Here is a 21,772-nt window from a genome sequence, read left to right as displayed (position 1 = left end):
GCTAGGAGATGGCCCCGATGGCGGTGCGGACCTTGGTGAGCAGGCCGCCGGCGAGCGGGGCGTAGCCCAGGTCCTTGAGCGCCGCCTGGCCCTCGTCGCTGGCGGTGTAGGTGAGGAACTCCTTGACCAGCTTGGCCTCCTCGGCCGGCAGGCCCTTCTCGCAGGTGATCTCGTACGTCACCAGGACGATCGGGTAGGCGCCCGCGGTCTTGGTGCCGTAGTCGATCGAGAGCTTGAGGTCGTTGCCGGTGCCCTTGACTTCGGCGGTCTCGACCGTCTTGGCGGCGCTCTCGGGGGTCAGCTCGACGAACTCGCCCGAGCCGTTGGCGACCTTGGCCTTCTGGAGCTGGGAGTTGTCGGCGTAGGACATCTCGACGTAGCTGATGGCGCCCTCGGTGTCCTTGACCGAGGAGGCGATGCCGTCGGAGCCCTTGGCGCCCTGGCCCTTGGCGTCGGCGGGCCACGCCTTGGCCGGGTCGTACGGCCACTCGGCCGTGGCCTTAAGGAACTTGGTGAAGTTGTCGCTGGTGCCCGACTCGTCCGAGCGGTGGAACGCCTGGATCGGGGTGGAGGGCAGCTTGGCGTCGGGGTTCTCGGCCTTGATCGCCGGGTCGTCCCACTTGGTGATCTGGCTGTTGAAGATCCCGCCGATGGTCTTGGGCGAGAGCTGCAGACCGTCCACGCCCGGCAGGTTGTAGACCACGGCCACGGGGCCGGTCACCATCGGGATGTTGATGGCCTTGCCGGTCTTGCAACGGGCGTCGGCCTGGGCCGGCTCGCCCTTCTCGTCGTTCAGAGCGGAGTCCGAGCCGGCGAAGGAGACCGTGCCCTGGATGAAGGCCTGCACACCCGCGCCCGAGCCACTGGGCTGGTAGTTGATGCTCACGCCCGAGTTGGTGGCCTGGAAGTTCTTCTTCCACTCGTCAATCGCGTTGGCCTGGGCGGAGGAGCCCGCGGCGTTGATGGTGCCGCTCAGAGCGTTGTCGTTGCCCGCGGCAGGGGCGCTGGCGGCGGTGGTGCCACCGGTGCCCGCCGGGGCGTTGTTGTCTGTGCCGCACGCAGCGAGCGAGAGCGCGCCGACGAAGGCGACGGCGGCGAGCCGGCCTGCATACTTCACGGTTGGGTTCCTTTTCACTTGGTCCTCAGTCGCCCTTGAAGCTACGCAGCGAAAGTGACTCGGATCCCTAGCAAGGGTGAACGGACGGTGAACGCCCCCGGTCACCCTCATGATGGGTGGTATGACGTATCGCATTTGCGTGGTGTGCATGGGAAACATCTGCCGCTCGCCCATGGCGGAGGTCGTGCTGCGGCGGGTCCTGGAGGACCGCGGGCTGGGCAAGCAGGTCGTGGTCGAGAGCGCAGGGACGGGCGGCTGGCACGTGGGCGAGCCCATGGACGAGCGGGCGCTCGGCATCCTGGCCGAGCGCGGCTACGACGGGGTCGCGCACCGGGCCCGGCAGTTCACCGCCGACTGGTTCGACCGCTACGACCTGGTGCTGGCCATGGACCGGGACAACCTGGCCAACCTGCGGCGGCTCGCGGCCCCCGGGGTCGAGGTGCGGCTGTTCCGCTCGTTCGACCCGGCGGCGCCGTCCGGGGCCGAGGTGCCCGATCCGTACTACGGGGGGCGCGAGGGGTTCGAGGAGGTGCTCTCGCTGGTGGAGTCGGCGGCCGAGGGCGTGGCCAAGCACGTCGCCGATGAGATCGGTTAGGGAGCTCGGCACGTCCCACGGCTGGCGGCTGCGGCAGGGCGTGCTGGACGACGGGCGGCCGGTGTTCGTCAAGAGCGGGCCCGCCGACGCGGTGTCGGAGGTGTTCGCGGCGGAGGCGGCGGGGCTGCGCTGGCTGGGCGAGGTCGCCGCGGTGCCGGAGGTGATCGAGGCGGGGCCGGACCGGCTGGTGCTGTCCTGGGTGGAGGAGGAGCGGCCTGGGCCTGCGGCGGCCGAGCGGTTCGGGCGGGAGCTGGCCGGGATGCACCGGGCGGGCGCGGCGGCGTTCGGCGCGCCGTGGCCGGGGTTCATCGCCGAGCTGCCGATGGACAACCGGCCGTGCGGCTCGTGGCCGGAGTTCTACGCCGAGCGGCGGGTCCTGCCGTTCCTGCGTGAGGCGCGGCTGCCGGCGGCCGACGTGGCCGAGGTCGAGCGGGCCGTGGCGCGCTTCGCCGAGGTGGCGGGGCCTGCCGAGCCGCCGTCCAGGATCCACGGGGACCTGTGGAGCGGGAACGTGCTGTGGTCGGGCGGTTCGGCGGTGCTGGTCGATCCGGCCGCCCACGGCGGGCACCGGGAGACCGACCTCGGCATGCTGGCGCTGTTCGGGCTGCCGCACCTGGACCGGGTGCTCGGGGCGTACCGGGAGGAGTGGCCGCTCGCGGACGGGTGGCGCGAGCGGGTGCCGCTGCACCAGCTTCATCCGCTGCTGGTGCACGTCGTGCTGTACGGCGGGTCCTACCGCGGGAGCCTGATGGCGGCGGTGCGGCGGGTGCTGGAGCTGTGAGCGAGCCGCGAGCGTCGTACGGTCAGCGGACGCGGGTGCCGTTGAGCCGGGCGATGATCTCGTCGTGCAGGAGCCCGTTGCTGCAGACCAGGCTGCCGCCCTCCAGCCCGCGTACGCCCGTGGTGTCGGTCCAGACGCCGCCGGCCTCCTCGACGATGACCGTGAGCGCGGCCATGTCCCAGGGCGACAGCTCGGGCTCGGCGGAGAAGTCGACCGAGCCCTCGGCGACCATCATGTGCGACCAGAAGTCGCCGTAGGCGCGGGTGCGCCAGCAGGCGCGGCTGAGGTCGAGGAAGGTGTCGAGCCTGCCGGTCTGTTCCCAGCCGCCGAAGCTGGAGTAGGAGAAGGAGGCGTCCCCCAGGTCGGAGACCGAGGAGACGCGCATCCTGGACGCCTTGGCCAGGCTCTTGCCGGTCCACGCGCCGCCGTCGGTGGCCGCCCACCAGCGCCGGCCGAGCGCGGGGGCGGAGACCAGGCCGACGACGACGCGGCCGTACTCCATGAGGGCGATCAGCGTCGCCCACACGGGCACGCCGCGCACGTAGTTCTTGGTGCCGTCGATGGGGTCGATGATCCAGGACCTGGCGCCGTGGCCGGTCGTGCCGAACTCCTCGCCCACGACGGCGTCGCGGGGCCGGGCCCGGCGCAGCGTGCCGCGGATCGCCTCCTCGACGGCGCGGTCGGCGTCGCTGACCGGGGTGAGGTCGGGCTTGGTGTCGACCTTGAGGTCGACGGCCTTGAACCGGCGCATGGTGAGGTCGTCGGCGGCGTCCGCCATGACGTGCGCGAGGCGTAGATCATCGTTGTAACCCTGCACGGTCGCCCACGCTATCGTGCCGGGCGGACGGAACATCAGTCGCAGACGCCCCTTTTCTGGTAACCACCCCTCCTGTTACTGGCGGGTAGCATGCCGATATGTCGTTAGATGTTGGTGCGTTGCTGCTGGAGACCGTCCCCTTCGCCCGGACCGTGGGGATCGTCTTCGACGAGGTGGGCGACGGGCGGGCGGTCTGCCGGCTGCCCGATCGCGAGGACGTGCACAACCACGTGGCGGGGCCGCACGCCGGAGCGCTGTTCACGCTGGCCGAGACGGCCTCGGGAGCGGCGATGCTCTCGCTGCTGGGGGACGAGCTCGGCCGGGCCGTGCCGCTCACCACCGGCGCCAGCGTGGAGTACCGCAAGTTCGCCAAGGGCGAGGTGCGCGCGGAGGCCCGGCTGCTGGCCACGCGGGAGGCGGTGGTCGCCGAGCTGGACGCGGGCGGGCGGCCCGAGTTCGAGGTGGCGGTGGAGCTGACGGACGGCGACGGCGTCCTCGTCTCCACGGTCGCCATCACCTGGACGCTGCGGCCCCACCGGCGCTGATCGTCACGTGGCGCGCTCGGCGGTGTCGTCGAGCGCGCCTTCGCGGCTGGACAGCAGGCGGCGCAGCGACTCCAGCCGGGCGGGATCGGCGTTGCCCGCGGCCACCCAGGCGTCGAGCGCGCAGCCGTCGGCCAGGTGGGTGCAGCCCTTGGGGCAGTGGACCGTGCCCTCCACCAGGTCGGGGAAGGCGGCCAGCACCGTCTCCACCGACACGTGGGCCAGGCCGAAACTGCGCACCCCCGGCGTGTCGATGATCCAGCCGCCCTCCGGCAGCTCAAGGGCCACCGCCGAGGTGGAGGTGTGCCGGCCCCTGCCGGTGACCGCGTTGACCTGGGAGACGGCCCGGTTGGCGTCGGGGACCAGGGCGTTGACCAGGGTGGACTTGCCGACCCCCGAGTGGCCGACCAGGACGCTGATCCGGCCGGCCAGGTGCTCGCGCAGCTCGTCGAGCGAGCCGCCCTTGTGGACGACGACGTGCGAGACGCCCAGCGGCTCGTAGAGCGCCACGAGGCCGTCGGGCGGGGCGAGGTCGGACTTGGTGAGACAGAGCAGGGTGTCGATCTCGGCGTCGAACGCCGCCACGAGGATGCGGTCGATCATCCGCGGCCGGGGCGGCGGATCGGCGAGCGCGGCGACGATCACCAGCTGGTCGGCGTTGGCCACGATCGGGCGCTCGATGCCGTCGGTGTCCTCGGTGTCGTCTGCCGATCGGCGCAGCATCGAGGTGCGCGGCTCCACGCGCACCACCCGGGCCAGCGTGTCGGGCCGGCCCGACACGTCGCCCACCAGCGCGACCCGGTCGCCGACCACGATGCCCTTGCGGCCCAGCTCACGGGCCTTCATGGCGACCACGAGCCGGCGTTGGTGCTGCTGCTTGCGTTTGTGCGCCGAGCCCTTGGCGCGGTCGGGCTCCACCAGGATGGTGTAGCGGCCCCGGTCGACGGCGACCACGAAGCCCTCGATGGCGTCCTCGTGCGCGGGACGGTTGCGGGTGCGCGGGCGCGAGCCCTTGCCCGGCCTCACCCGTACGTCGTCCTCGTCGTATTCCCGCTTTCTCAGCGGTCCGCTCCCATGTGCGTGAGTTCCTTCCTTCGGGCGGTCGTACGGGGTCCGCGCGCCTGCTGCCGGGGGTGGCGTAGGGAAGCGGCGGCGGGACGGGCGGCACGCCGGCGCGGATCGCCCCCTTGCGAGGTGCCCGGAGCGCCGGTCGCGAAACCAGCCTGTCCGGCCACCGGGACCTCGGTCCGTGCGGTCACCGGGACTCCAGCATCGCCGTCCACATGCGGACGAACTCCGGCAGGGTCTTGGCGGTCGTCGCGATGTTCTCCACCTCGACGCCGGGCACGCGCAGGCCGATCACCGCGCCGGCCGTGGCCATGCGGTGGTCGTCGTAGCTGCGGAAGACGCCGCCGTGCAGCGGGCGCGGGCGGATGATCAGCCCGTCGTCGGTCTCCTCGGCGTCGCCGCCCAGCCGGTTGATCTCGGTGGCCAGCGCGGCCAGCCGGTCGGTCTCGTGGCCGCGCAGATGGGCCACGCCGCGGATGCGGGTCGGCGTGGTGGCGAGCGCGGCCAGGGCGGCGATGGTGGGCGTGAGCTCGCCGACCTCGCGCAGGTCGGCGTCGATGCCGGTGATCTCGCCGGTGCCGGTGAGCACCAGGTCGGCGGCGTCGGCGTGCTCGTCGCGGGCGACGGTGGCGCCCATGGACGTGAGCAGGCCGCGCAGCGCGTCGCCCGGCTGGGTGGTGACGCGCGGCCAGGCGGGGATGGTGACCGTGCCGCCCGTGACGAGCGCGGCGGCGAGGAACGGCGCCGCGTTGGACAGGTCGGGCTCCACCGTGACGTCGCGCGCCGCGATCGGGCTTGGCTCGACCCGCCACACGTCGGGCTCGCTGTCGTCGACCACGACCTCGGCCGCCCTGAGCATCTGCACGGTCATCCGGATGTGGGGCTGGGAGGGCACCGGCGGGCCGGCGTGCCGGATCGTGACGCCCTTGGCGAAGCGCGCGGCCGACAGCATCAGCCCCGACACGAACTGCGAGGAGCCCGAGGCGTCGAGCGTGACCTCGCCGCCGGTCAGCGGCCCGCTGATGGTGAACGGCAGCGCGTCGTTGTCGACCCGCGCGCCGAGCGCCCGCAGGGCGTCGAGGATGGGGCCCATCGGGCGCTTGCGGGCGTGCGGATCGCCGTCGAAGGAGACCGGCCCGTCGGCCAGCGCGGCGATCGGCGGCACGAACCTCATGACCGTGCCCGCGAGGCCGGCGTCGACGGCCGCGCCGCCGCGGATCGGGCCGGGCGTGACGTGCCAGTCGACGCTCGCCGGGGTCTCTGCGGAGGGCTCCAGCCGGGCGCCGAGCGCGCGCAGCGCGGCGACCATGAGGTCGGCGTCGCGGCTGCGCAGGGCCCTGCGCACCACGCCGGGACCCTCGGCGAGCGCGGCCAGGACGAGCGCGCGGTTGGTCACCGACTTGCTGCCGGGCAGCGGCACGGCGGCGCTGACGGGAGCGGCGGCGGTGGGCGCGGGCCAGTGCGGAACGGACATGGCCAAAGCCTATCCGGGCGTGACGGGCGGGGGTCACCACCTGTGGACGACGGTGAACACGCGGCGGGAAGGCGTAGGTGTCGGTGTCGCGTGGCAGGGTGGGGTCATGTGCGGTAGATACGCCTCGGCGCGCAAGAAGCACGAGATCCTGGAGGAGTTCCAGGTCGAGCTGGACGGCGAGCCCGACAAGGAGCTGGGCCCCGACTACAACGTCGCGCCCACCAAGAACGTCTACGCGATCATGGACCGCGTGCCCGGCGAGGGCGACCGCGCGGTGCGGCAGCTCAGGGTCGTCAAGTGGGGCCTCGTGCCGTCGTGGGCCAAGGACCCGTCGATCGGCTCACGCATGATCAACGCCAGGATCGAGACAGTGGCGGACAAGCCGTCCTACCGCCGGGCGTTCGCCAAGCGCAGGTGCCTGCTGCCCGCCGACGGCTACTTCGAATGGATGCCGGTCGAGGGCGAGAAGCGGAAGAAGCAGCCCTACTACATTCATCCGGCGGACGGCGGGGTGCTGGCGATGGCCGGCCTGTACGAGTTCTGGAAGGACCCCTCGCGCGACGACGACGATCCGCTCAAATGGCTCGTCACCTGCACGGTGATCACCACCGACGCCGAGGACCAGCTGGGCCGCATCCACGACAGGATGCCCATGATGATCGAGCGGGAGCGCTGGGCCGAATGGCTCGATCCCAAGCTCACCGACCCCGCCGAGGCCACCCGGCTGCTGGTGCCGGCCGAGCAGGGGCGGCTCACCGCGTACGCGGTGTCGACCGACGTCAACAACGTCAGAAACAATGGGCCCGACCTCATCAAACCCCTCCCTGACGAGGAGGAGACGGCCCTTTTCTGAAGGTGTAGGAAGTGCGGTAAGTGGGCATCCGGTGAGGAAAGCGCGTGCATTCGTTTACACGAGGTCACCGCGGCACATGCCCCTTTTGACTGCACCGGGCGGGACAGCCGGGGAGTTCTCGCCACGGGCTGCTTCCTTTTACCCGGAGGTGCGGATTCGTGGACGTCACGACCGCTCGTGAGCGGCTGGAAGACATGCTGGCCGAACTGGACCGTTCGATCGCCGTGCTGCAGGGAGACCCGGTCGCGGTGCGCGAGCACCACGCGGCCGACGCCGGCTCCGACCTGACCGACGCCGACCGCGCCCGCGCCATGCTGACCGTGGCGGGTACGCAGCGCGACGCGGTCGTCCAGGCGCTCAAGCGCCTGGAGGAAGGCGTGTACGGCCGCTGCGTCGACTGCGCCAGGCCGGTGCCTGAAGGCCGCCTGGAGGCGCGGCCCGAGGCCGCCAGGTGCGTCGAGTGCCAGGGCAAGCGGGAGCGGCGCCGCTGAGCACGCCCCCAGAGCTGCGGGAGCGTCGCCGACCACGAAAAGCGCCGCCGGCCATGAAAACCCTGCGGGAGCGCCGCCGGCCACGAAGAACGGCGGTCACCCCTGAGGGCGTCAGCCCTTCTTCCTGGCGCTGGCCACGAGGTGGATGCCGACGGTGTCGTCGTCGTCCGGGTGGGCCTCCAGCTCCGTCCGGACGAGCCAGGTCAGCGAGCGCGCGTCGGAGCCGAGCACGTGGTCGACCGTGGACGGCGACAGCACCGTGCGCGGGCGTACCCACTCCACCTCGAGACCGGCGCCGATCAGCAGCTCGCGCAACTGCGCGCCGCTGAAGCAGCGCGTGATGCTGCCGTCGGGCCAGGGCACGAGCATGACCTCGCCGGTCTGCCGCAGATGCTGCCACTGCTCCTGCTCGGCGAGTATCGCCATGCCGAGGACCAGCGAGTCGACGCACACCAGCGCCCGGCCGCCAGGCCGCAGCACCCGGGCGACGTCGCTCATGGCCGACTCCGCCATGAGCTCGATCGACATCACGCGCTCCTCGGCGAGCACCGCGTCCACGCTCGCGTCGGGCAGGAACGCCAGATCGTCGGCGCGTATATGACGGACCCGGTCGGCGTCCCGCAGCCGGGACTGCCCGTCGACGGTACGGCGGAAGTCCAGCAGCTCGATCACTTTGTGCCCGGCCCTCGCCGCCTGCCCGGACCAGCGCCCCCGGCCGCCGGACAGGTCGAGGATCACGGAGGGGTCGGCGGGAAGCCAGCGGTTGAGTTGTTCGGCGGCGACGGCGCGGTAGAACGTCCAGTACGGCCCGAGCGTCCCTGAGCCGTTGAGTTCCTCGGCCGGAATGGGCAGCACACGCGACTCCTGGGTGACGGAAAAAGGGCTACCAGCCGGTACGTATGACGTTCCCCGCACCGGGTCCTTCGTACCTTCTATCTTGCGGGAACAGACGAGGGCGCGGGGATGTTGCGACGAGCATGCTCACATTGGCAGCGCCCCTCCCCGATGCCAGGCCGGCCCCGGTCCAGCGGGTATCCTTCCCCGAGTACGGTGACCCGCAGCAGCAGGCCACCGGTGATCTTAGGGGGGTGGGTCCGGTGCCCGCGACAGGCGCGGAGACGCTGGAGCAGCGGAGCGAGCGATTCGAACGCGACGTCATGCCGTATCTCGAACAGCTCTACAGCGCCGCGCTCCGGATGACCCGAAATCCCGCGGACGCAGAAGACCTCCTCCAGGAGACCTTCGCCAAGGCGTTCGCGTCGTTCCATCAGTTCCAGCAGGGCACCAACCTCAAGGCGTGGCTCTACCGGATCCTCACGAACACCTTCATCAACAGCTACCGCAAGAAGCAGCGCGAGCCCAAGCAGTCCGGCACCGAGGAGATCGAGGACTGGCAGCTCGCGCGGGCGGAGTCCCACACCTCGAGCGGCCTGAAGTCGGCCGAGGTCGAGGCGCTGGAGCACCTGCCCGACGGCGACATCAAGCAGGCCCTCGCGGCGTTGCCCGAGGAGTTCAGGATCGCGGTCTACCTGGCCGACGTCGAAGGCTTCCCCTACAAGGAGATCGCCGACATCATGGGCACTCCCATCGGCACCGTGATGTCGAGGCTGCACAGGGGACGCAGACAGCTGCGGGGCCTCCTTGAGGACTACGCCCGCGAGCGCGGCCTGGTCCCGGCGGAGGAAACGAAATGAGCTGTGGCAACCCACATGACACGGACTGTCGCGAGGTGCTCGACAAGGTCTACGCCTATCTCGACGGCGAGCTGACCGAGCACGACGTCGTCGAGATCCGCGTGCACCTCGACGAGTGCAGCCCGTGCCTGAAGGAGTACGACCTCGACAAAGCGGTCAAAGCGCTCGTAGCCAAACATTGTGGCTGCGATCCCGTCCCCGCTGACCTGCGCTCGAAAGTGCTGGACCGAATCGCACAGGTGAGAGCCGAGCTCCCCGACTAGGATGCTCCCATGCGCGTCTTGGTCACCGGGGGTGCCGGGTTCATCGGATCGAACCTCGTCGATCGGCTGCTTGCCGACGGCCACGAGGTCCACGTCGTGGACGACCTGTCCTCCGGCAGCAGGGACAACCTGACCGGGGCGGCCACGAGCGAGCGGTTCCGGCTGCACGTCCTCGACGTGCGCGAGCCGGCCATGGTGGGCCTGGCCGCCGAGGTGCAGCCGGAGGTCATCTGCCACCTGGCCGCGCAGATCAGCGTGCGCAGGAGCGTCGCCGACCCGGTGCACGACGCCTCCGTCAACGTCGAGGGCACCGCCCGCGTCCTGGAGGCGGCGCACGAGGGCCGCGCCCGCAAGGTGGTCTTCGCCTCGTCCGTGGCGGTCTACGGGCGGCCGGCCACCATCCCGGTGCCCGGCGACGCGCCGACCGATCCGCGTTCGCCGTACGCGGCCTCCAAGCTGAGCGGCGAGATCTACCTCGCCACCTTCCGCGCCCTGCACGGCATCGAGTACACCACGCTCGTGCTCTCCAACGTCTACGGCCCCCGCCAGTCGCCCCAGGGCGAGGCCGGCGTCGTGTCGATCTTCACCGACGCCCTGCTCAACGGCACGCCCACGGTCGTCTTCGGCGACGGCACGCAGACCCGCGACTACGTCTTCGTCGAGGACGTCGTGGACGGCTTCGCCCGCGCCTGCGGCCCGCGCGGCGACGGCCGCAGGTTCAACCTCGGCACCGGCATCCAGACCACCGACCGCCGCCTGCACACGCTGATCGCCGACGCCGCCGGCGCGCCCGACAAGCCGGGCTTCGCCCCGGCGCGGCTCGGCGACCTGCCCGCCATGGCCGTCGACCCGGTGCCCGCCCAGGCCGGGCTCGGCTGGGAGCCGCGCACCGACCTCGCGACCGGCCTCAAGCAGACCGTCGAGTGGGCGCGTTCGCATCGCCGCACGTAGTGGCTTGATTACGCTTTGCTTGCGATTCTCCGGCCGGCCGGTACGGCCGCGTCGTCTTCTGTAGCGTTGATTCCCTGAAGTCGACGTGGAGGCATCGCATGGTGAAGGTGACGGTCGCCCGGACGCCTGCGTGGGCCGGCGGCGTGACGCCTCCAGGCGTGTCCTGGACCTGACGACGCCGGAGGGGGAGCCGCATGCGTGACCTGCCGTGGCCCGCGAGGGTCTACCTGGTCGCCGTCATCGGCGCGGCGGCCGCGCTCATCGCCCGCGCCGCGGTCGTCTCCGGCGCGCCCGTGGCCACCGAGGACCTCGACGTCCTGCTGGTGCTCGCCCTGCTGTTCCTCGTCTGCGAGTCGATGCCCACGCTGCTCAACGTGGAGCAGTTCGCGGTGTCGGTCAGCTTCTCCGCCTCGCTCGCCGCCGTGGTGCTCATCGGCCCCGAGGGCGCGGCCCTGGTGGGGCTGACCGCGGTGCTGAGCGTCCGGCCGGGGCTGCCGCTGATCAAACGCCTCTTCAACGGCGCCCAGTTCGCCATCTGCGGCTACGCGGCCGGGCAGGTCTACCTCGCGCTCGACGGGCGGGTCGGCGTCCCCCAGGTCAACGCCTTCGACGACCTCATCGGGCCCTACGCCGCGGCCACCGCCGTCTACGTGCCGCTCAACATCGTGCTCACGCTCACCATGATCGCGCTGGCCACCGGGGTGCGGGACACCGAGGTGCCGGTGCGGGGCATGGCGCAGTTCCTGCTGTCCTATCTGGGTTACGGCACGTTCGGGCTGCTCGTGGCCGGGCTCTGGGCGACCGTGCAGTCGATCTCGGCGGTGCTGGTGCTGCTGCCGCTGTTCGTGGCGCGGTGGGCGTTCGGCCAGTATCACGCGCAGCAGCGCTCGTACGACGCCACCATCGCCGCCCTGTGCCAGGCCGTGGAGACCAAGGACTACTACACCAGGGGCCACTGCACGCGCGTCTCGCACGCCTCCTCGATGATCGCCCAGGAGATCGGCATGGGCCTGGAACGGGTGCGGGCGATCCGCTACGCCGGGATGCTCCACGACGTCGGCAAGCTCGGCGTGCCCACCAAGGTGCTGCAGAAGGACGGGCCGCTCACCGAGGAGGAGTTCGCCGCGATCCAGCTCCACCCGATGCGCGGCCTGGAGATCGTCAGGGGCATCGGCTTCCTCGACGAGGCCTACGCCGGCATCATGCATCACCACGAGAAGCACGACGGCACCGGCTACCCGATGGGCCTCGCGGGCGACGAGATCCCCGAGTTCGCCAAGGTCATCGCGGTCGCCGACGCGTTCGACTCGATGACCTCCGACCGCTCCTACCGCGGCGCCCGGCCGGTGCCCGTCGCCGTCGAGGAGCTGCGCAAGAGCGCGGGCACCCACTTCGACCCGGTCATGGTCGACGCCTTCATCCGGGCGCTCGAACGCGAGCCGTGGCAGCCGCCGCGCCGGGTCGACCCGCCGCCGCCCGAGGCCGTCGCCACGCCGATCAAGGACCACGACGACCCCACCACGCCCATCCAGGTCGTGACCGGCTCATGATCGCCACCGGACGCGTCGAACGCACCACGGGACGCTCGCTCAACACCGTCCTGCGCAGGCTCGACTCGGGCCAGCTGCTGCTCATCTGCGCGGCCGGCCTGGTCGCCGTGGCGGGCGTCGCCCACACCGCCACCGTCGGGCTCGACCGGCCCGAGATCGCCGTCGGGTTCGGCGCGCTGATCGCGGTCGGCGAGCTGGCCAGGCTCACCATGCCGGGCAACCGGGAGGTCGCGCCCATCGGCGCCGCCGCCGCGCTCGGCTACACCCTGCTGCTCGACCTCAGCCAGCACCCGCTGACCCACTCCGCGCTGCAGGTCGTGGCGGTGATCGCGGTCGGCATGGCGGCCGGGGCCGCGCCCCACCTCGCGGTGGGCCGCCCGCCCCGGCTGGACGCGATGGCCCGCAGGCTGCTCACCGGCGCGCTGCTGGCCTTCGCCTTCCGCCCGCTGGCCGATCCGCTGCGCCGGATGACCGAGCCGCCCACCAGCACCTGGTGGCCGGCGCTCGCCGTGATGGTCACCCTCATCGCCGTCAACCTGCTGGTCGACGTGCTGATCGCCGCCTGGCTGCGGGCCGAGCAGGTGCGCACGGCGTTCCGGGTGGCGGTGCGCGACGAGCTCAACATGGCCTTCCCGCTGGGCGCCGCCGTGGCCGCCTCCGGCGTGCTGCTGGCGCTCGCCACCCACAGCATGGACCTCGTCGCGCTGCTGGTGTTCGCCGCGCCGCTGCTGGTCACGCAGGTGGCCTTCCGCAAGTACGCGGGCATCCGGGCGACCTACCTGCAGACCGTGCGCGCGCTGTCGCGGGTCACCGAGGTCGGCGGCTACGTCGAGCCGGGCCACTCGCGCCGGGTGAGCCGTCTCGCCGTGGCCGTCGGCAGGGAGCTGGGCATGGCCGAGCCCGAGCTGCTGGAGCTGGAGTACGCGGCCCTGATGCACGACATCGGGCAGCTCTCGCTGCGCGATCCGATCCCCGGCGGGGCGACCGTGCTCACCGAGCCCGAGCAGGCCCGCCGCATCGCCGAGCTGGGCGCCGAGGTGATCAGGCAGACCGGCGTGCTCGACCGGGTGGCCGAGGTGGTGCGGCGGCAGTGCGACCCGATCTCCGCCGATCCGCCGCTGTCCAGCCGGATCATCAAGGTCGCCAACGCCTACGACGACCTGGTGGGCCCCTCGACCGACCGTGACCGGTCGGGCGCGGCGCTGGAGCGGGTCCGCTGCGCGCCGGGCGGCGCGTACGATCCGCACGCGCTGGAGGCGCTGGCCCGGGTGATCGACCGCGGCCGGCTCTGACCGGCATTGTCGGATTCCTACAGAACGGTTCCGTCGGATCGGTGGTTTCGGGCGAAAGGGGTAAAGCCGCTCGCGGCCATAGGGTAATCGGCGTGCTGACTGAGACGCTCGGACCCGTTCTGATCGCCAACCGGGGGGAGATCGCGCGCCGGATCATCCGCACGGTCAAACGGATGGGCCTGCGGGCCATAGCCGTGCACTCGGAGGCCGACGCCGACCTGCCGTTCGTACGGGAAGCCGACGAGGCCGTGCTGCTCGGCCCCGCCAACCCCGCGCAGAGCTACCTCGACGCCGCCAAGGTGCTGGAGGCGGCCCGCGCCACCGGAGCGCGGGCGATCCACCCCGGCTACGGGTTCCTCTCCGAGAACGCCGCCTTCGCCCGCGCCGTGGTCGAGGCCGGGATGACCTGGATCGGGCCGTCGCCGGAGTCCATCGACCGCATGGGCGACAAGATCAACGCCAGGAACCTCATGGAGGCCGCCGGCGTGCCGGTCGCCGCGGGCACCCGCGAGCCGGTCACCGACCTGTCGCTCGCGCTGCGGGCCGCCGAGAGCATCGGCTACCCCGTCATGGTCAAGACCGCGGGTGGCGGCGGTGGCATCGGCATGAGCGTGGCGCACGACGACGAGGCGCTGGCCAAGGCGTACGAGCAGGCGGCGCGGGCGGCGTCCAGGTTCGCCGGCGACGCGCTCGACGGCCCCGCGGTGCTGATCGAGCGCTACATCGAGCGGGCCCGCCACGTCGAGGTGCAGATCCTCGGCCTGCCCGACGGCCGGGTGCTGGCGCTCGGCGAGCGCGACTGCTCGGTGCAGCGCCGCCACCAGAAGGTCGTCGAGGAGTCGCCGTCCCTCGGCATCACCCCCGAGCTGCGCGAGCGCATGCTGGCGGCCGCGGTGCGGGCCGGCGAGGCGGTCGGCTACCTCGGCGCCGGCACGGTCGAGTGCCTGGTCGACGCCGACGCCCAGGACTTCGTGTTCCTGGAGATGAACACCCGGCTCCAGGTGGAGCACCCGGTCACCGAGCTGGTCACCGGCCTCGACCTGGTCGAGCTGCAACTGCGGGTGGCGGCCGGCGAGAGCCCTGACCTCGACGTACGGCCCCGCGGCCACGCGATCGAGTTCCGCGTCTACGCCGAGGACCCCAAGCGCTTCTTCCCCGGCCCCGGCGTCATCACGACCTGGGACGAGCCGGTCGGCGAGGGCGTACGGGTCGACTCGGGCTACGAGTCGGGCAACACCGTCACGCCGTTCTACGACCCGCTCATGGCCAAGCTGTGCGTGCTCGGCGAGGACCGCGCGGACGCCCTGGCCAAGGGGCGTAAGGCGGTCGAGGCGTTCGCGGTCGCGGGTCCCAAGAACAACCTGCCGTTCTGCGCGGAGCTGCTGGACGACGACGAGTTCGTCAGCGGCGACTACGACACCGCGCTCGTCGCGCGGATGCGCGGCGGACGGGCCTAGAGTGAACACATTGACGAAAGAGGGGAGCCCCGGTGGCTGAGGTACGCGCTGAGATGGTGGCGAATGTGTGGAAGGTCCTCGTGAGCGAGGGCGACACCGTCTCGGACGGCGACACGCTGGTCATCCTGGAGTCCATGAAGATGGAGATCCCGGTGCTCGTCGAGGACGACGGCGTGGTCGCGCAGCTCAAGGTCGCCGAGGGCGACGTGATCCAGGAAGGCGACCTCATCGCCGTCATCGACTAGCCGCCCGCCCGCCGCCCGTTCAGCCGAGTCGGCGCTGCGCGCCCGCGAGGAACTTGTGCCGGTCGACGACGACGCGCTCGATCGTCCCCTGGCCCACGACGCCGCGCTTGTCGTGGGCCTCGAAGGCGAAGACCAGCCGGCGGCCGTCCACCTCGGTCAGCTCGACGCCGACCTGCACGTGCGTGCCGAGCGGGCTGGCCGCGAGGTGTTCGAGCGTGACCCGGGTGCCGACGGAGGTCTCGCCGGGCGCGAGGTGCTTCTCGACCGCCCGCACCGTCGCGGCCTCGGCCAGCGCGAGCAGGCGCGGCGTGGCCAGCACGGGCACGTCGCCGCTGCCGGCCCGCTTCGCGGTGTCCGCCATCTCGACCATGATGAGCAGTTGAGAACGGAGGCCAGGAGCGAGCGTCATGGGGTCAGCCTAGCGATAGGGATGCCGACTTCCCGGAAACGCGGACAAGTGCCACCACAAGGCCCCAGGATATGGTTTGTACGGCTTAAGACATATGAGTGGCATGTGGGTCAGGTGAGTCGTACACTCTCTGAGTTCCGTGACCACTGTGTTACCTCGCCGCGACACAAGTTCGCTTTGTTGGGAACCCGCGGGGGCGAGAGGTTACAGAGGTAGGAGGGTAGCGGGGGAATCATGGTGGCCCAAGGAACCACACTGGCGGGGCGGTATCGCTTGGATACCCGCATCGGCGCCGGTGGCATGGGCGAGGTCTGGCGGGGTGAGGACACCGTGCTCGCCCGCACCGTCGCCGTCAAGGTGCTGCTTCCGGGCCGCATGCAGGACCCCGGCTTCGTCGCTCGCTTTCAGGGGGAAGCGCGCGCGATGGCCACGATCAACCACTCCGGCGTCGTCGACGTCTACGACTACGGAGTGAGCGGCGACACCGTCTATCTGGTCATGAAGTTCGTGGACGGCGAGCCGCTCGACCGGCTGCTGGCCCGCCTGGGCCGCATCCCGCCCCAAGCGGCCATGGAGCTCATCGCGCAGGCCGCCTCCGCCCTGCAGGCCGTCCACGACCAGGGCATCGTGCACCGCGACGTCAAGCCGGGCAACCTGCTCGTGCAGCGCGACGGCACGCTCGTGCTCACCGACTTCGGCATCGCCCGCTCCGACCTCGCCAACCGGCTCACCGACGCCGGCATGGTGCTGGGCACGGCCGCCTACTGCGCGCCCGAGCAGGCCGAGGGCGCGCCCGTCACGCCCGCCGTCGACATCTACGCGCTCGGCGTGGTCGCCTACGAGTGCCTGGTGGGGCAGCGGCCGTTCGACGGCGACAGCGCCGTCACGATCGCGCTCAAGCACATCCGCGAGGCGCCGCCGCCGCTGCCGGCCGACATCCCGCAGCCGGTGCGCGCCCTGGTCGAGATCGCGCTGTCGAAGGACCCGGCCCGGCGCTTCCCGTCGGCCAGGGCCATGAGCGACGCGGCCAGGGCCGCGGGCAGCGGGCAGGCGCCTGCCCTGCCCGAGCCGGCCCCCGGCCAGGCGCCCGTCACCGGCGCCACCATGGCGCCCCCGCCGGACTACCCGCAACGCCAGCAGCAGACGGGCCACTACGAGCAGGGCGGCCCCTACGCCGAGACCGGCCACTACGAGCAGTACAAGACCGGCGCCCACCTGCCGGCGCAGGAGCAGACCACGGTCGCCGAGCGGCGCGGCGGACGACGGGCCGCCAAGGCGCCACGCAGGGGCGGGCTGGTCGCGGCCATCGCCGCCGTGGTGGTGCTCGGCGCGGGCGCGACGGCGGTCGCGCTCACCGGCATGACCACCGACCCGCCGCAGGTCACGCCCAGCGCCGACCACATGGACGGCGCCGAGTCGCCCACGCCGACGGTGACCAAGCCGCGCAAGACGAAGACCGCCCCGCCCAGCCCCAGGCCGGTCACCACCCGGCCGCAGGTGGTGGAGACCTCGGAGGAGCCCACCCCGACGCCCACGCCGACCCCGACGCCCACTCCGACCCCCTCGAAGACCCCCACCAGCACGCCGTCGTCCACGGCGAAGAAGGCGGAGGTGCCCGAGCTCGTCGGCATGCGTTACCAGGACGCGCAGGAGGCGGTCTCGGCGGCCGGGTTCGACGCGTACGTCACCAACAACACGGTCACCACGGACGGTCTGCGCTGCGGCAAGATCTCCGTTCAGTCGCCGAAGGGCGGGACGATGCTCGAAGTGGGCAAGGTGGTCAAGATGGTCGTCATCGACGGCGGCTGCACGTCGCCGAGCCCGACGGCCACCCCGACCACCTCTTAGTGGCGCTCAGACCCCCGTGGTGTTGCGGGGGTAGGCGATCTGCGGGTCGGTGGCGATGTTCACCATGTAGGGGATGCCGGAGTCGAACGCCCTGCGCAGCGCCGGGCCGATCTCCGACGGGTCGGTGACCAGCTCGCCGCCCCCGCCGAGCGCGGTGACCACCTGGTCGTAGCGGCAGTGGGGCTGCAGCTCGGCGGCCACGTCGTAGCCGTACAGCAGCTGCATGGGGTGCTTCTCCAGGCCCCAGATGCCGTTGTTGCCGCAGATCATGACGACCGGGAGGCGGTGGCGGACGAGCGTGTCGACGTCCATCAGCGAGAAGCCGGCCGCGCCGTCGCCGAGCAGCAGCACCACCTGCGAGGACGGGCGGGCCAGGCGGGCCGCGATGGAGTAGCCGAGGCCGGTGCCGAGGCAGCCGTACGGGCCCGGGTCGAGCCAGTTGCCGGGGCGGCGCGGCTCGACGTACTTGCCGGCGTAGGAGACGAAGTCGCCGCCGTCGCCGATGACCACGGCGTCGTCGTCCAGGACCCGGTTGAGCTCGCCGTAGATGCGCATGGGGTGGATCGGGTCGGCGTCGGCGGCCAGCAGCTCGGCGTCGCCCGCGATGGCCGCCGCGGCCGCCTCGGAGAGCTTGGAGACCCAGGAGGCGTACTTCTCCGGCTTGACCCCGGCGTCGCCGCAGGCCGCGCCGAGGCCCCAGAACACCACCGACAGGTCGCCCGCGGCCGAGGCGGCCGGCTGCATGTGCGTGGCGAGCTGTGACGGCGCGTCGGCGATGTGCACGACCCTGGCCAGCGGGGCGCCGTCCTTGCCGCCGAACCAGCCGTAGCCGAGCCGGAAGTCGAGCGGCGTGCCGATCACGACCACCAGGTCGGCCTGGGCGAAGGCGAGCCCGCGGGCGCGCGTGACGAGCAGCTCGTGGCCCGCGGGCAGGATGCCGCGGCCCTGGCCGTTGGGGATGACCGGCAGCCGCCAGGTCTCGGCGAAGTCGCGGGCGGCCTCCTCGGCACGGTCCATCCACACGTCGGAGCCGTAGACCAGCACCGGGCGCTCGGCCTCGGCCAGCAGCCGGGCGATGGCGGTCAGGTCGTCGGGGTTCGGCTCCAGCGGCGACGGCGTCTGAGTCTCGACGGCGTGCGGCTGCGAGGGGGCGAACAGGTGGTCCATGTAGAAGTCGAGGAAGACCGGGCCGCGGTGCGGCGCGACCGCCGTGCGGAAGGCCATCTCGACGTCCTGGCCGACCGAGTCGGCCCCGCTCGCGGTGAACGACAGCTTCGTGATCGGATCGAGCAGCGGCGGGTGGTCCATCTCCTGCAGCGCGCCGCTGCCCCAGCGGGACTGGGGCGCCCGGCCGCCGAGCACGACCACCGGCGAGCCGTTGAAGTGCGCGGTGGCGACCCCGCTGACGCCGTTGGTGATGCCGGGACCGGCGGTCAGCACGGCGAGGCCCGGCTTCCTCGTCAGCCGGGCGGTCGCCTCGGCGGCGAACACGGCGCTCTGCTCGTGGCGTACGTCGAGGATGCGCATGCCCTCGTGCACCGCGCCGTCGTAGAGCGGGAAGACGTGCCCTCCCGACAGGGTGAACATGGTCTCGGCCCCATAGGCCCTGGACACGGCGACGGCCACGTCACCGGCATGCTTCGCAGACTCCATGCCGGGAACTTACCAACGAGTCACAGTCGTAAACAGACCTTCACCGGCAGCACACCGACACCGAGCCCGCGAGGGTCCTGGCCTCGATCTTCCGTTGCGAGGCCGCGTCCCTTTCGATGTCGAGCGTGACGTTCGTGCCGACGGTCGTCACGGCGTACGGCGCCGGCGGCACGACGACGGAGACGTCGCCTCTGGTGCGCACCACGGCCCGCACCGACGTCGGCCGGCCGGTGAACGCCACCCGCACCTCGCCCGCGCCCGTCTCCAGGTCGGCCGACTCGCCGCCCAGCCGGCCGGCGTCGATGTCGCCGCTGCCGGTCCGCGCCCACACCGGCCCGGCGGCCTCTTCGAGCCGTACGGCGCCCGAGACCGAGGTCAGCCGCAGGCTGCCGAACAGGTTGTGCACGGCGAGATCCCCGGTGGTCGTCCCGGCCACGACGTCGGTCTCCGGCGGCACGAAGACCGTGTAGTCCGCCTGGCAGCGCGAGCCGTCCGGCTGGCCGGAGCCGGGGCAGTCGGTGTCCAGCCGCAGCGTGGCGGTGGCGGGGTCCCAGCTCTCCGCCACCTTCGGCTGTTCCCTGGACCAGCTCAGCGACCGGCTGATCAGCAGCTCGCCTGCCCGGCCGGGCATGACGAACAGGTTGATCGGCGTGGCCGTCGCCTTGATCTCCACCGTGCCGCCGTCGAACGGGATCGAGCGCAGGTCGGTGACGACCGGCTCGCGGGCGCGGGCGAAGGTGGTCCAGAGCGCCGCCGTGGACCAGAAGAGCGCGATCACGGTCGCCATCGCGCCGGCGGTCAGCCAGAGTGCTCTCACGGCGAGCTCCTGATCTTCAAGAACTGGAGCACGGCCAGCACCCGCCGGTGGTCGCCCTCGGCGGGGGACAGGTCGAGCTTGGTGAAGATGTTGCCGATGTGCTTGCCGACCGCGCCCTCGCTGAGCACCAGCGCCTGGCCGATGCCGGCGTTCGAGCGGCCCTCGGCCATGAGCTGGAGCACCTCGTGCTCGCGGGGCGTCAGACGTTCCAGCGGGTGGCTGTCGCCGCGCACGATGAGCTGCGCGACCACCTCGGGGTCGAGCGCGGTGCCGCCGGAGGCCACGCGGCGCAGCGCGTCGATGAACTCGGTCACGTCCGCCACCCGGTCCTTCAGCAGGTAGCCGACGCCGCCGGTCGCGGCCGAGGCGAGGAGCTGGGCGGCGTAGCGCTCCTCGACGTACTGGGAGAGCACCAGGACCGGCAGCCCCGGTTGCTGGCGGCGCAGCACCAGCGCGGCGCGCAGGCCCTCGTCGGTGTGCGTGGGCGGCATCCGCACGTCGGTGATCACCAGGTCGGGACGGTGCTCCTCGGCCGCCCGCAGCAGCCCCTCGGCCTCGTCCACGGCCGCCACGACCGTCATGCCGGCGGCGTCGAGCAGCCGGATCAGCCCTTCGCGCAGCAGTACGGAGTCCTCGGCCAGCACTACGCGCACGGCAGGTCCACCTCGATCGTGGTCGGGCCGCCGAGCGGGCTGGACAGCCGGAGCGCGCCGTCCACGGCGCCGACGCGCTGGGCCAGGCCGCGCAGGCCGGTGCCGCCGTCCATGCGGGCGCCGCCGCAGCCGTCGTCGTGGACGAGCACGTGCAGGCGGTCGTGCTCGCGCCGCACGCTCACCTCGGCCCTCGTGGCCGCGGCGTGCTTGGCGATGTTGGTGAGTGCTTCGGACACGATGAAGAAGGCCACCGCCTCGATGGTCGGGGTGACGCGCCGCTCGATGTCGACGCGGAGCTTGACGGGGAAGGGGGCGCGGGCGGCGACGCCGGACAGCGCCGCGTCCAGCCCCTGGTCGTTGAGCACGGCGGGGTGCAGGCCGCGGACGAAGTCCCGCAGCTCCTTCAGCGCCTGCTTGGCCTCCTCGTGGGCCTGCTCGATGGCCTCACGGGCCGGATCGGGCAGGTCGGTGAGGGTGGCGCGGGCCAGGCCCAGGTTCATGGCCAGCGACACCAGGCGCTGCTGGGCGCCGTCGTGCAGGTCCCGCTCGATCCTGCGGCGCTCGGCGTCGGCGGCGTCGATCACGCCGGCCCGGCTCTCGGTCAGCGTCTCGATCCGCTGCCCGAGCTCGGAACGGCTCGGGCCGAGCAGCGTACGGGCCACGAACAGGTCCAGCGCCGCCATCCCGCGCGCCAGCACCGGCGCGAGCAGCAGCAGCGCGAGCCCGATCGCCATGAAGACCGCCACCACCCGCCCGTCGCGCAGGTCGAACTCGAACCGCAGCGGCGGACGCTCGATCTTGTCCGGCAGGAACGCCAGCAGCCCCACCACGGCCCCGCCCCAGGCGAGCGCCACGAGGACCGCGGCGGCCAGCCCCACGACCGGCGACAGCAGGTGGTAGCCGATCTGCCGCCACGTGGCCGCGCTGCGCAGGTTGCTCGGCGTGTGCACGGGCGGGATGCGCGCCCCGAGGAACGCCTCGAACCGGGAGCGCTGCAGCCGCGTGAACAGCGGCAGGCCGCCCCGCAGCACGGGCGGCACGGCGATCGCGACGAGCGTCGAGCCGGCCAGCATCACGGCGACCGGCAGGCCGATCATCACGTGCGCCGTGTCCAGCCAGGCACGCGCCGACCACGGGCGGGGGACCTTCATGGTCTCAACGGTATTGACCGGGAGGGAGGACGCGAAATGGGCTTGGTGTGC

The 21,772-nt window shown here is 72.1% G+C and carries 23 protein-coding genes; 13 read left to right on the top strand and 10 right to left on the bottom strand.

All coding sequences use genetic code 11. The features are described 5' to 3' along the window. Nucleotide 1 precedes the first annotated feature (1 nt). Complete coding sequence (gene pstS, locus BMW85_RS08240; RefSeq protein ID WP_091078836.1) at nucleotides 2–1,117, bottom strand: phosphate ABC transporter substrate-binding protein PstS; 1,116 nt, start codon at nucleotides 1,115–1,117, stop codon at nucleotides 2–4. Between the two features lie 121 nt (nucleotides 1,118–1,238). On the opposite strand from pstS, the gene BMW85_RS08235 reads away from it, so the two are divergent. After that, nucleotides 1,239–1,712: a low molecular weight protein-tyrosine-phosphatase gene (locus tag BMW85_RS08235; protein WP_177240542.1), complete on the top strand. Its 474-nt coding sequence runs from the start codon at nucleotides 1,239–1,241 to the stop codon at nucleotides 1,710–1,712. Beyond that, nucleotides 1,699–2,493, top strand: a complete 795-nt coding sequence (locus BMW85_RS08230; RefSeq protein ID WP_091078830.1) for a fructosamine kinase family protein — start codon at nucleotides 1,699–1,701, stop codon at nucleotides 2,491–2,493. The genes BMW85_RS08235 and BMW85_RS08230 overlap by 14 nt, the downstream gene beginning before the upstream one ends. Before the next feature lie 22 nt (nucleotides 2,494–2,515). Here BMW85_RS08230 and hisN read toward each other — a convergent pair whose 3' ends face one another. Continuing rightward, entirely contained in the window at nucleotides 2,516–3,310 is a 795-nt protein-coding gene (gene hisN, locus BMW85_RS08225) for a histidinol-phosphatase (protein WP_091078983.1), read from the bottom strand. Between the two features lie 98 nt (nucleotides 3,311–3,408). Between hisN and BMW85_RS08220 the strand changes: the two genes are divergently transcribed. Next, nucleotides 3,409–3,855, top strand: a complete 447-nt coding sequence (locus BMW85_RS08220) for a DUF4442 domain-containing protein (protein ID WP_091078828.1) — start codon at nucleotides 3,409–3,411, stop codon at nucleotides 3,853–3,855. Nucleotides 3,856–3,858: 3 nt separating this feature from the next. On the opposite strand, the gene rsgA is transcribed toward BMW85_RS08220, so the two are convergent. After that, nucleotides 3,859–4,878 carry a ribosome small subunit-dependent GTPase A gene (gene rsgA, locus BMW85_RS08215; RefSeq protein WP_245774682.1) on the bottom strand — a complete coding sequence of 340 codons (1,020 nt, stop codon included), beginning with the start codon at nucleotides 4,876–4,878 and terminating at the stop codon, nucleotides 3,859–3,861. A gap of 229 nt (nucleotides 4,879–5,107) precedes the next feature. After that, nucleotides 5,108–6,394 (bottom strand): 3-phosphoshikimate 1-carboxyvinyltransferase, encoded by a 1,287-nt coding sequence (aroA, locus tag BMW85_RS08210; protein WP_177240541.1) that lies wholly within the window; start codon nucleotides 6,392–6,394, stop codon nucleotides 5,108–5,110. Nucleotides 6,395–6,500: 106 nt separating this feature from the next. On the opposite strand from aroA, the gene BMW85_RS08205 reads away from it, so the two are divergent. Beyond that, nucleotides 6,501–7,247, top strand: coding sequence for an SOS response-associated peptidase (locus BMW85_RS08205; protein WP_091078822.1), 747 nt, complete (start codon nucleotides 6,501–6,503; stop codon nucleotides 7,245–7,247). Between the two features lie 158 nt (nucleotides 7,248–7,405). Next, complete coding sequence (locus BMW85_RS08200; RefSeq protein WP_091078819.1) at nucleotides 7,406–7,738, top strand: TraR/DksA family transcriptional regulator; 333 nt, start codon at nucleotides 7,406–7,408, stop codon at nucleotides 7,736–7,738. A gap of 111 nt (nucleotides 7,739–7,849) precedes the next feature. On the opposite strand, the gene BMW85_RS08195 is transcribed toward BMW85_RS08200, so the two are convergent. Beyond that, nucleotides 7,850–8,593 carry a class I SAM-dependent methyltransferase gene (locus tag BMW85_RS08195; RefSeq protein WP_091078817.1) on the bottom strand — a complete coding sequence of 248 codons (744 nt, stop codon included), beginning with the start codon at nucleotides 8,591–8,593 and terminating at the stop codon, nucleotides 7,850–7,852. 233 nt (nucleotides 8,594–8,826) lie between these two features. Between BMW85_RS08195 and BMW85_RS08190 the strand changes: the two genes are divergently transcribed. The 7 genes from BMW85_RS08190 to BMW85_RS08160 all read left to right on the top strand — a co-directional run bounded on the left by BMW85_RS08190 (nucleotide 8,827) and on the right by BMW85_RS08160 (nucleotide 15,190). Beyond that, nucleotides 8,827–9,432, top strand: coding sequence for a sigma-70 family RNA polymerase sigma factor (locus BMW85_RS08190; protein ID WP_020544180.1), 606 nt, complete (start codon nucleotides 8,827–8,829; stop codon nucleotides 9,430–9,432). Continuing rightward, nucleotides 9,429–9,695, top strand: coding sequence for a mycothiol system anti-sigma-R factor (rsrA, locus tag BMW85_RS08185; protein ID WP_091078815.1), 267 nt, complete (start codon nucleotides 9,429–9,431; stop codon nucleotides 9,693–9,695). The genes BMW85_RS08190 and rsrA overlap by 4 nt, the downstream gene beginning before the upstream one ends. A gap of 9 nt (nucleotides 9,696–9,704) precedes the next feature. After that, entirely contained in the window at nucleotides 9,705–10,646 is a 942-nt protein-coding gene (locus BMW85_RS08180; protein ID WP_091078813.1) for an NAD-dependent epimerase/dehydratase family protein, read from the top strand. Nucleotides 10,647–10,840: 194 nt separating this feature from the next. Continuing rightward, entirely contained in the window at nucleotides 10,841–12,196 is a 1,356-nt protein-coding gene (locus tag BMW85_RS08175) for an HD-GYP domain-containing protein (RefSeq protein ID WP_091078810.1), read from the top strand. Continuing rightward, a complete protein-coding gene (locus BMW85_RS08170; protein ID WP_091078807.1) occupies nucleotides 12,193–13,488 on the top strand; it encodes an HD-GYP domain-containing protein in 1,296 nt (431 codons plus the stop codon). Before BMW85_RS08175 ends, BMW85_RS08170 begins: the two co-directional genes overlap by 4 nt. 92 nt (nucleotides 13,489–13,580) lie before the next feature. Then, nucleotides 13,581–14,945: an acetyl-CoA carboxylase biotin carboxylase subunit gene (locus tag BMW85_RS08165; protein ID WP_245774681.1), complete on the top strand. Its 1,365-nt coding sequence runs from the start codon at nucleotides 13,581–13,583 to the stop codon at nucleotides 14,943–14,945. Nucleotides 14,946–14,977: 32 nt separating this feature from the next. Continuing rightward, nucleotides 14,978–15,190 (top strand): biotin/lipoyl-binding carrier protein, encoded by a 213-nt coding sequence (locus BMW85_RS08160; protein ID WP_143082129.1) that lies wholly within the window; start codon nucleotides 14,978–14,980, stop codon nucleotides 15,188–15,190. 19 nt (nucleotides 15,191–15,209) lie between these two features. On the opposite strand, the gene BMW85_RS08155 is transcribed toward BMW85_RS08160, so the two are convergent. After that, nucleotides 15,210–15,599 carry a thioesterase family protein gene (locus BMW85_RS08155; protein ID WP_177240540.1) on the bottom strand — a complete coding sequence of 130 codons (390 nt, stop codon included), beginning with the start codon at nucleotides 15,597–15,599 and terminating at the stop codon, nucleotides 15,210–15,212. A gap of 273 nt (nucleotides 15,600–15,872) precedes the next feature. Here BMW85_RS08155 and BMW85_RS08150 point away from each other — a divergent pair, with 273 nt between their 5' ends. Further along, the gene (locus BMW85_RS08150; protein ID WP_245774680.1) at nucleotides 15,873–17,447 is read left to right on the top strand and encodes a protein kinase domain-containing protein; all 1,575 of its coding nucleotides are present in this window, start codon (nucleotides 15,873–15,875) and stop codon (nucleotides 17,445–17,447) included. Between the two features lie 6 nt (nucleotides 17,448–17,453). Here the strand turns inward: BMW85_RS08150 and BMW85_RS08145 are convergent, their stop codons facing one another. The 4 genes from BMW85_RS08145 to BMW85_RS08130 are packed head-to-tail and all read right to left on the bottom strand — an operon-like array spanning nucleotide 17,454 to nucleotide 21,721. Continuing rightward, nucleotides 17,454–19,100, bottom strand: coding sequence for an acetolactate synthase (locus BMW85_RS08145; protein ID WP_091078796.1), 1,647 nt, complete (start codon nucleotides 19,098–19,100; stop codon nucleotides 17,454–17,456). 40 nt (nucleotides 19,101–19,140) lie between these two features. Beyond that, complete coding sequence (locus BMW85_RS08140) at nucleotides 19,141–19,917, bottom strand: DUF4097 family beta strand repeat-containing protein (RefSeq protein ID WP_091078794.1); 777 nt, start codon at nucleotides 19,915–19,917, stop codon at nucleotides 19,141–19,143. After that, nucleotides 19,914–20,570, bottom strand: a complete 657-nt coding sequence (locus BMW85_RS08135; protein ID WP_091078791.1) for a response regulator transcription factor — start codon at nucleotides 20,568–20,570, stop codon at nucleotides 19,914–19,916. The genes BMW85_RS08140 and BMW85_RS08135 overlap by 4 nt, the downstream gene beginning before the upstream one ends. Continuing rightward, nucleotides 20,561–21,721 carry a sensor histidine kinase gene (locus BMW85_RS08130; RefSeq protein WP_091078788.1) on the bottom strand — a complete coding sequence of 387 codons (1,161 nt, stop codon included), beginning with the start codon at nucleotides 21,719–21,721 and terminating at the stop codon, nucleotides 20,561–20,563. The genes BMW85_RS08135 and BMW85_RS08130 overlap by 10 nt, the downstream gene beginning before the upstream one ends. Between the last annotated feature and the right edge of the window lie 51 nt (nucleotides 21,722–21,772).

The sequence above is a fragment of the Nonomuraea wenchangensis genome, assembly GCF_900111685.1.
GTDB classification, from domain to species: Bacteria; Actinomycetota; Actinomycetes; order Streptosporangiales; family Streptosporangiaceae; genus Nonomuraea; species Nonomuraea wenchangensis.
Note: the sequence above shows the minus strand (reverse complement) of the source record. Positions and strands in the feature narration are given on the sequence as shown.

Coding starts and splice junctions, on each gene's coding strand:
- BMW85_RS08235 (WP_177240542.1), top strand. CDS start 1,239: ATGACGTATCGCATTTGCGTGGTGTGCATGGGAAACATCTGCCGCTCG.
- BMW85_RS08230 (WP_091078830.1), top strand. CDS start 1,699: ATGAGATCGGTTAGGGAGCTCGGCACGTCCCACGGCTGGCGGCTGCGG.
- BMW85_RS08220 (WP_091078828.1), top strand. CDS start 3,409: ATGTCGTTAGATGTTGGTGCGTTGCTGCTGGAGACCGTCCCCTTCGCC.
- aroA (WP_177240541.1), bottom strand. CDS start 6,394: ATGTCCGTTCCGCACTGGCCCGCGCCCACCGCCGCCGCTCCCGTCAGC.
- BMW85_RS08205 (WP_091078822.1), top strand. CDS start 6,501: ATGTGCGGTAGATACGCCTCGGCGCGCAAGAAGCACGAGATCCTGGAG.
- rsrA (WP_091078815.1), top strand. CDS start 9,429: ATGAGCTGTGGCAACCCACATGACACGGACTGTCGCGAGGTGCTCGAC.
- BMW85_RS08180 (WP_091078813.1), top strand. CDS start 9,705: ATGCGCGTCTTGGTCACCGGGGGTGCCGGGTTCATCGGATCGAACCTC.
- BMW85_RS08175 (WP_091078810.1), top strand. CDS start 10,841: ATGCGTGACCTGCCGTGGCCCGCGAGGGTCTACCTGGTCGCCGTCATC.
- BMW85_RS08170 (WP_091078807.1), top strand. CDS start 12,193: ATGATCGCCACCGGACGCGTCGAACGCACCACGGGACGCTCGCTCAAC.
- BMW85_RS08155 (WP_177240540.1), bottom strand. CDS start 15,599: ATGACGCTCGCTCCTGGCCTCCGTTCTCAACTGCTCATCATGGTCGAG.
- BMW85_RS08145 (WP_091078796.1), bottom strand. CDS start 19,100: ATGGAGTCTGCGAAGCATGCCGGTGACGTGGCCGTCGCCGTGTCCAGG.
- BMW85_RS08130 (WP_091078788.1), bottom strand. CDS start 21,721: ATGAAGGTCCCCCGCCCGTGGTCGGCGCGTGCCTGGCTGGACACGGCG.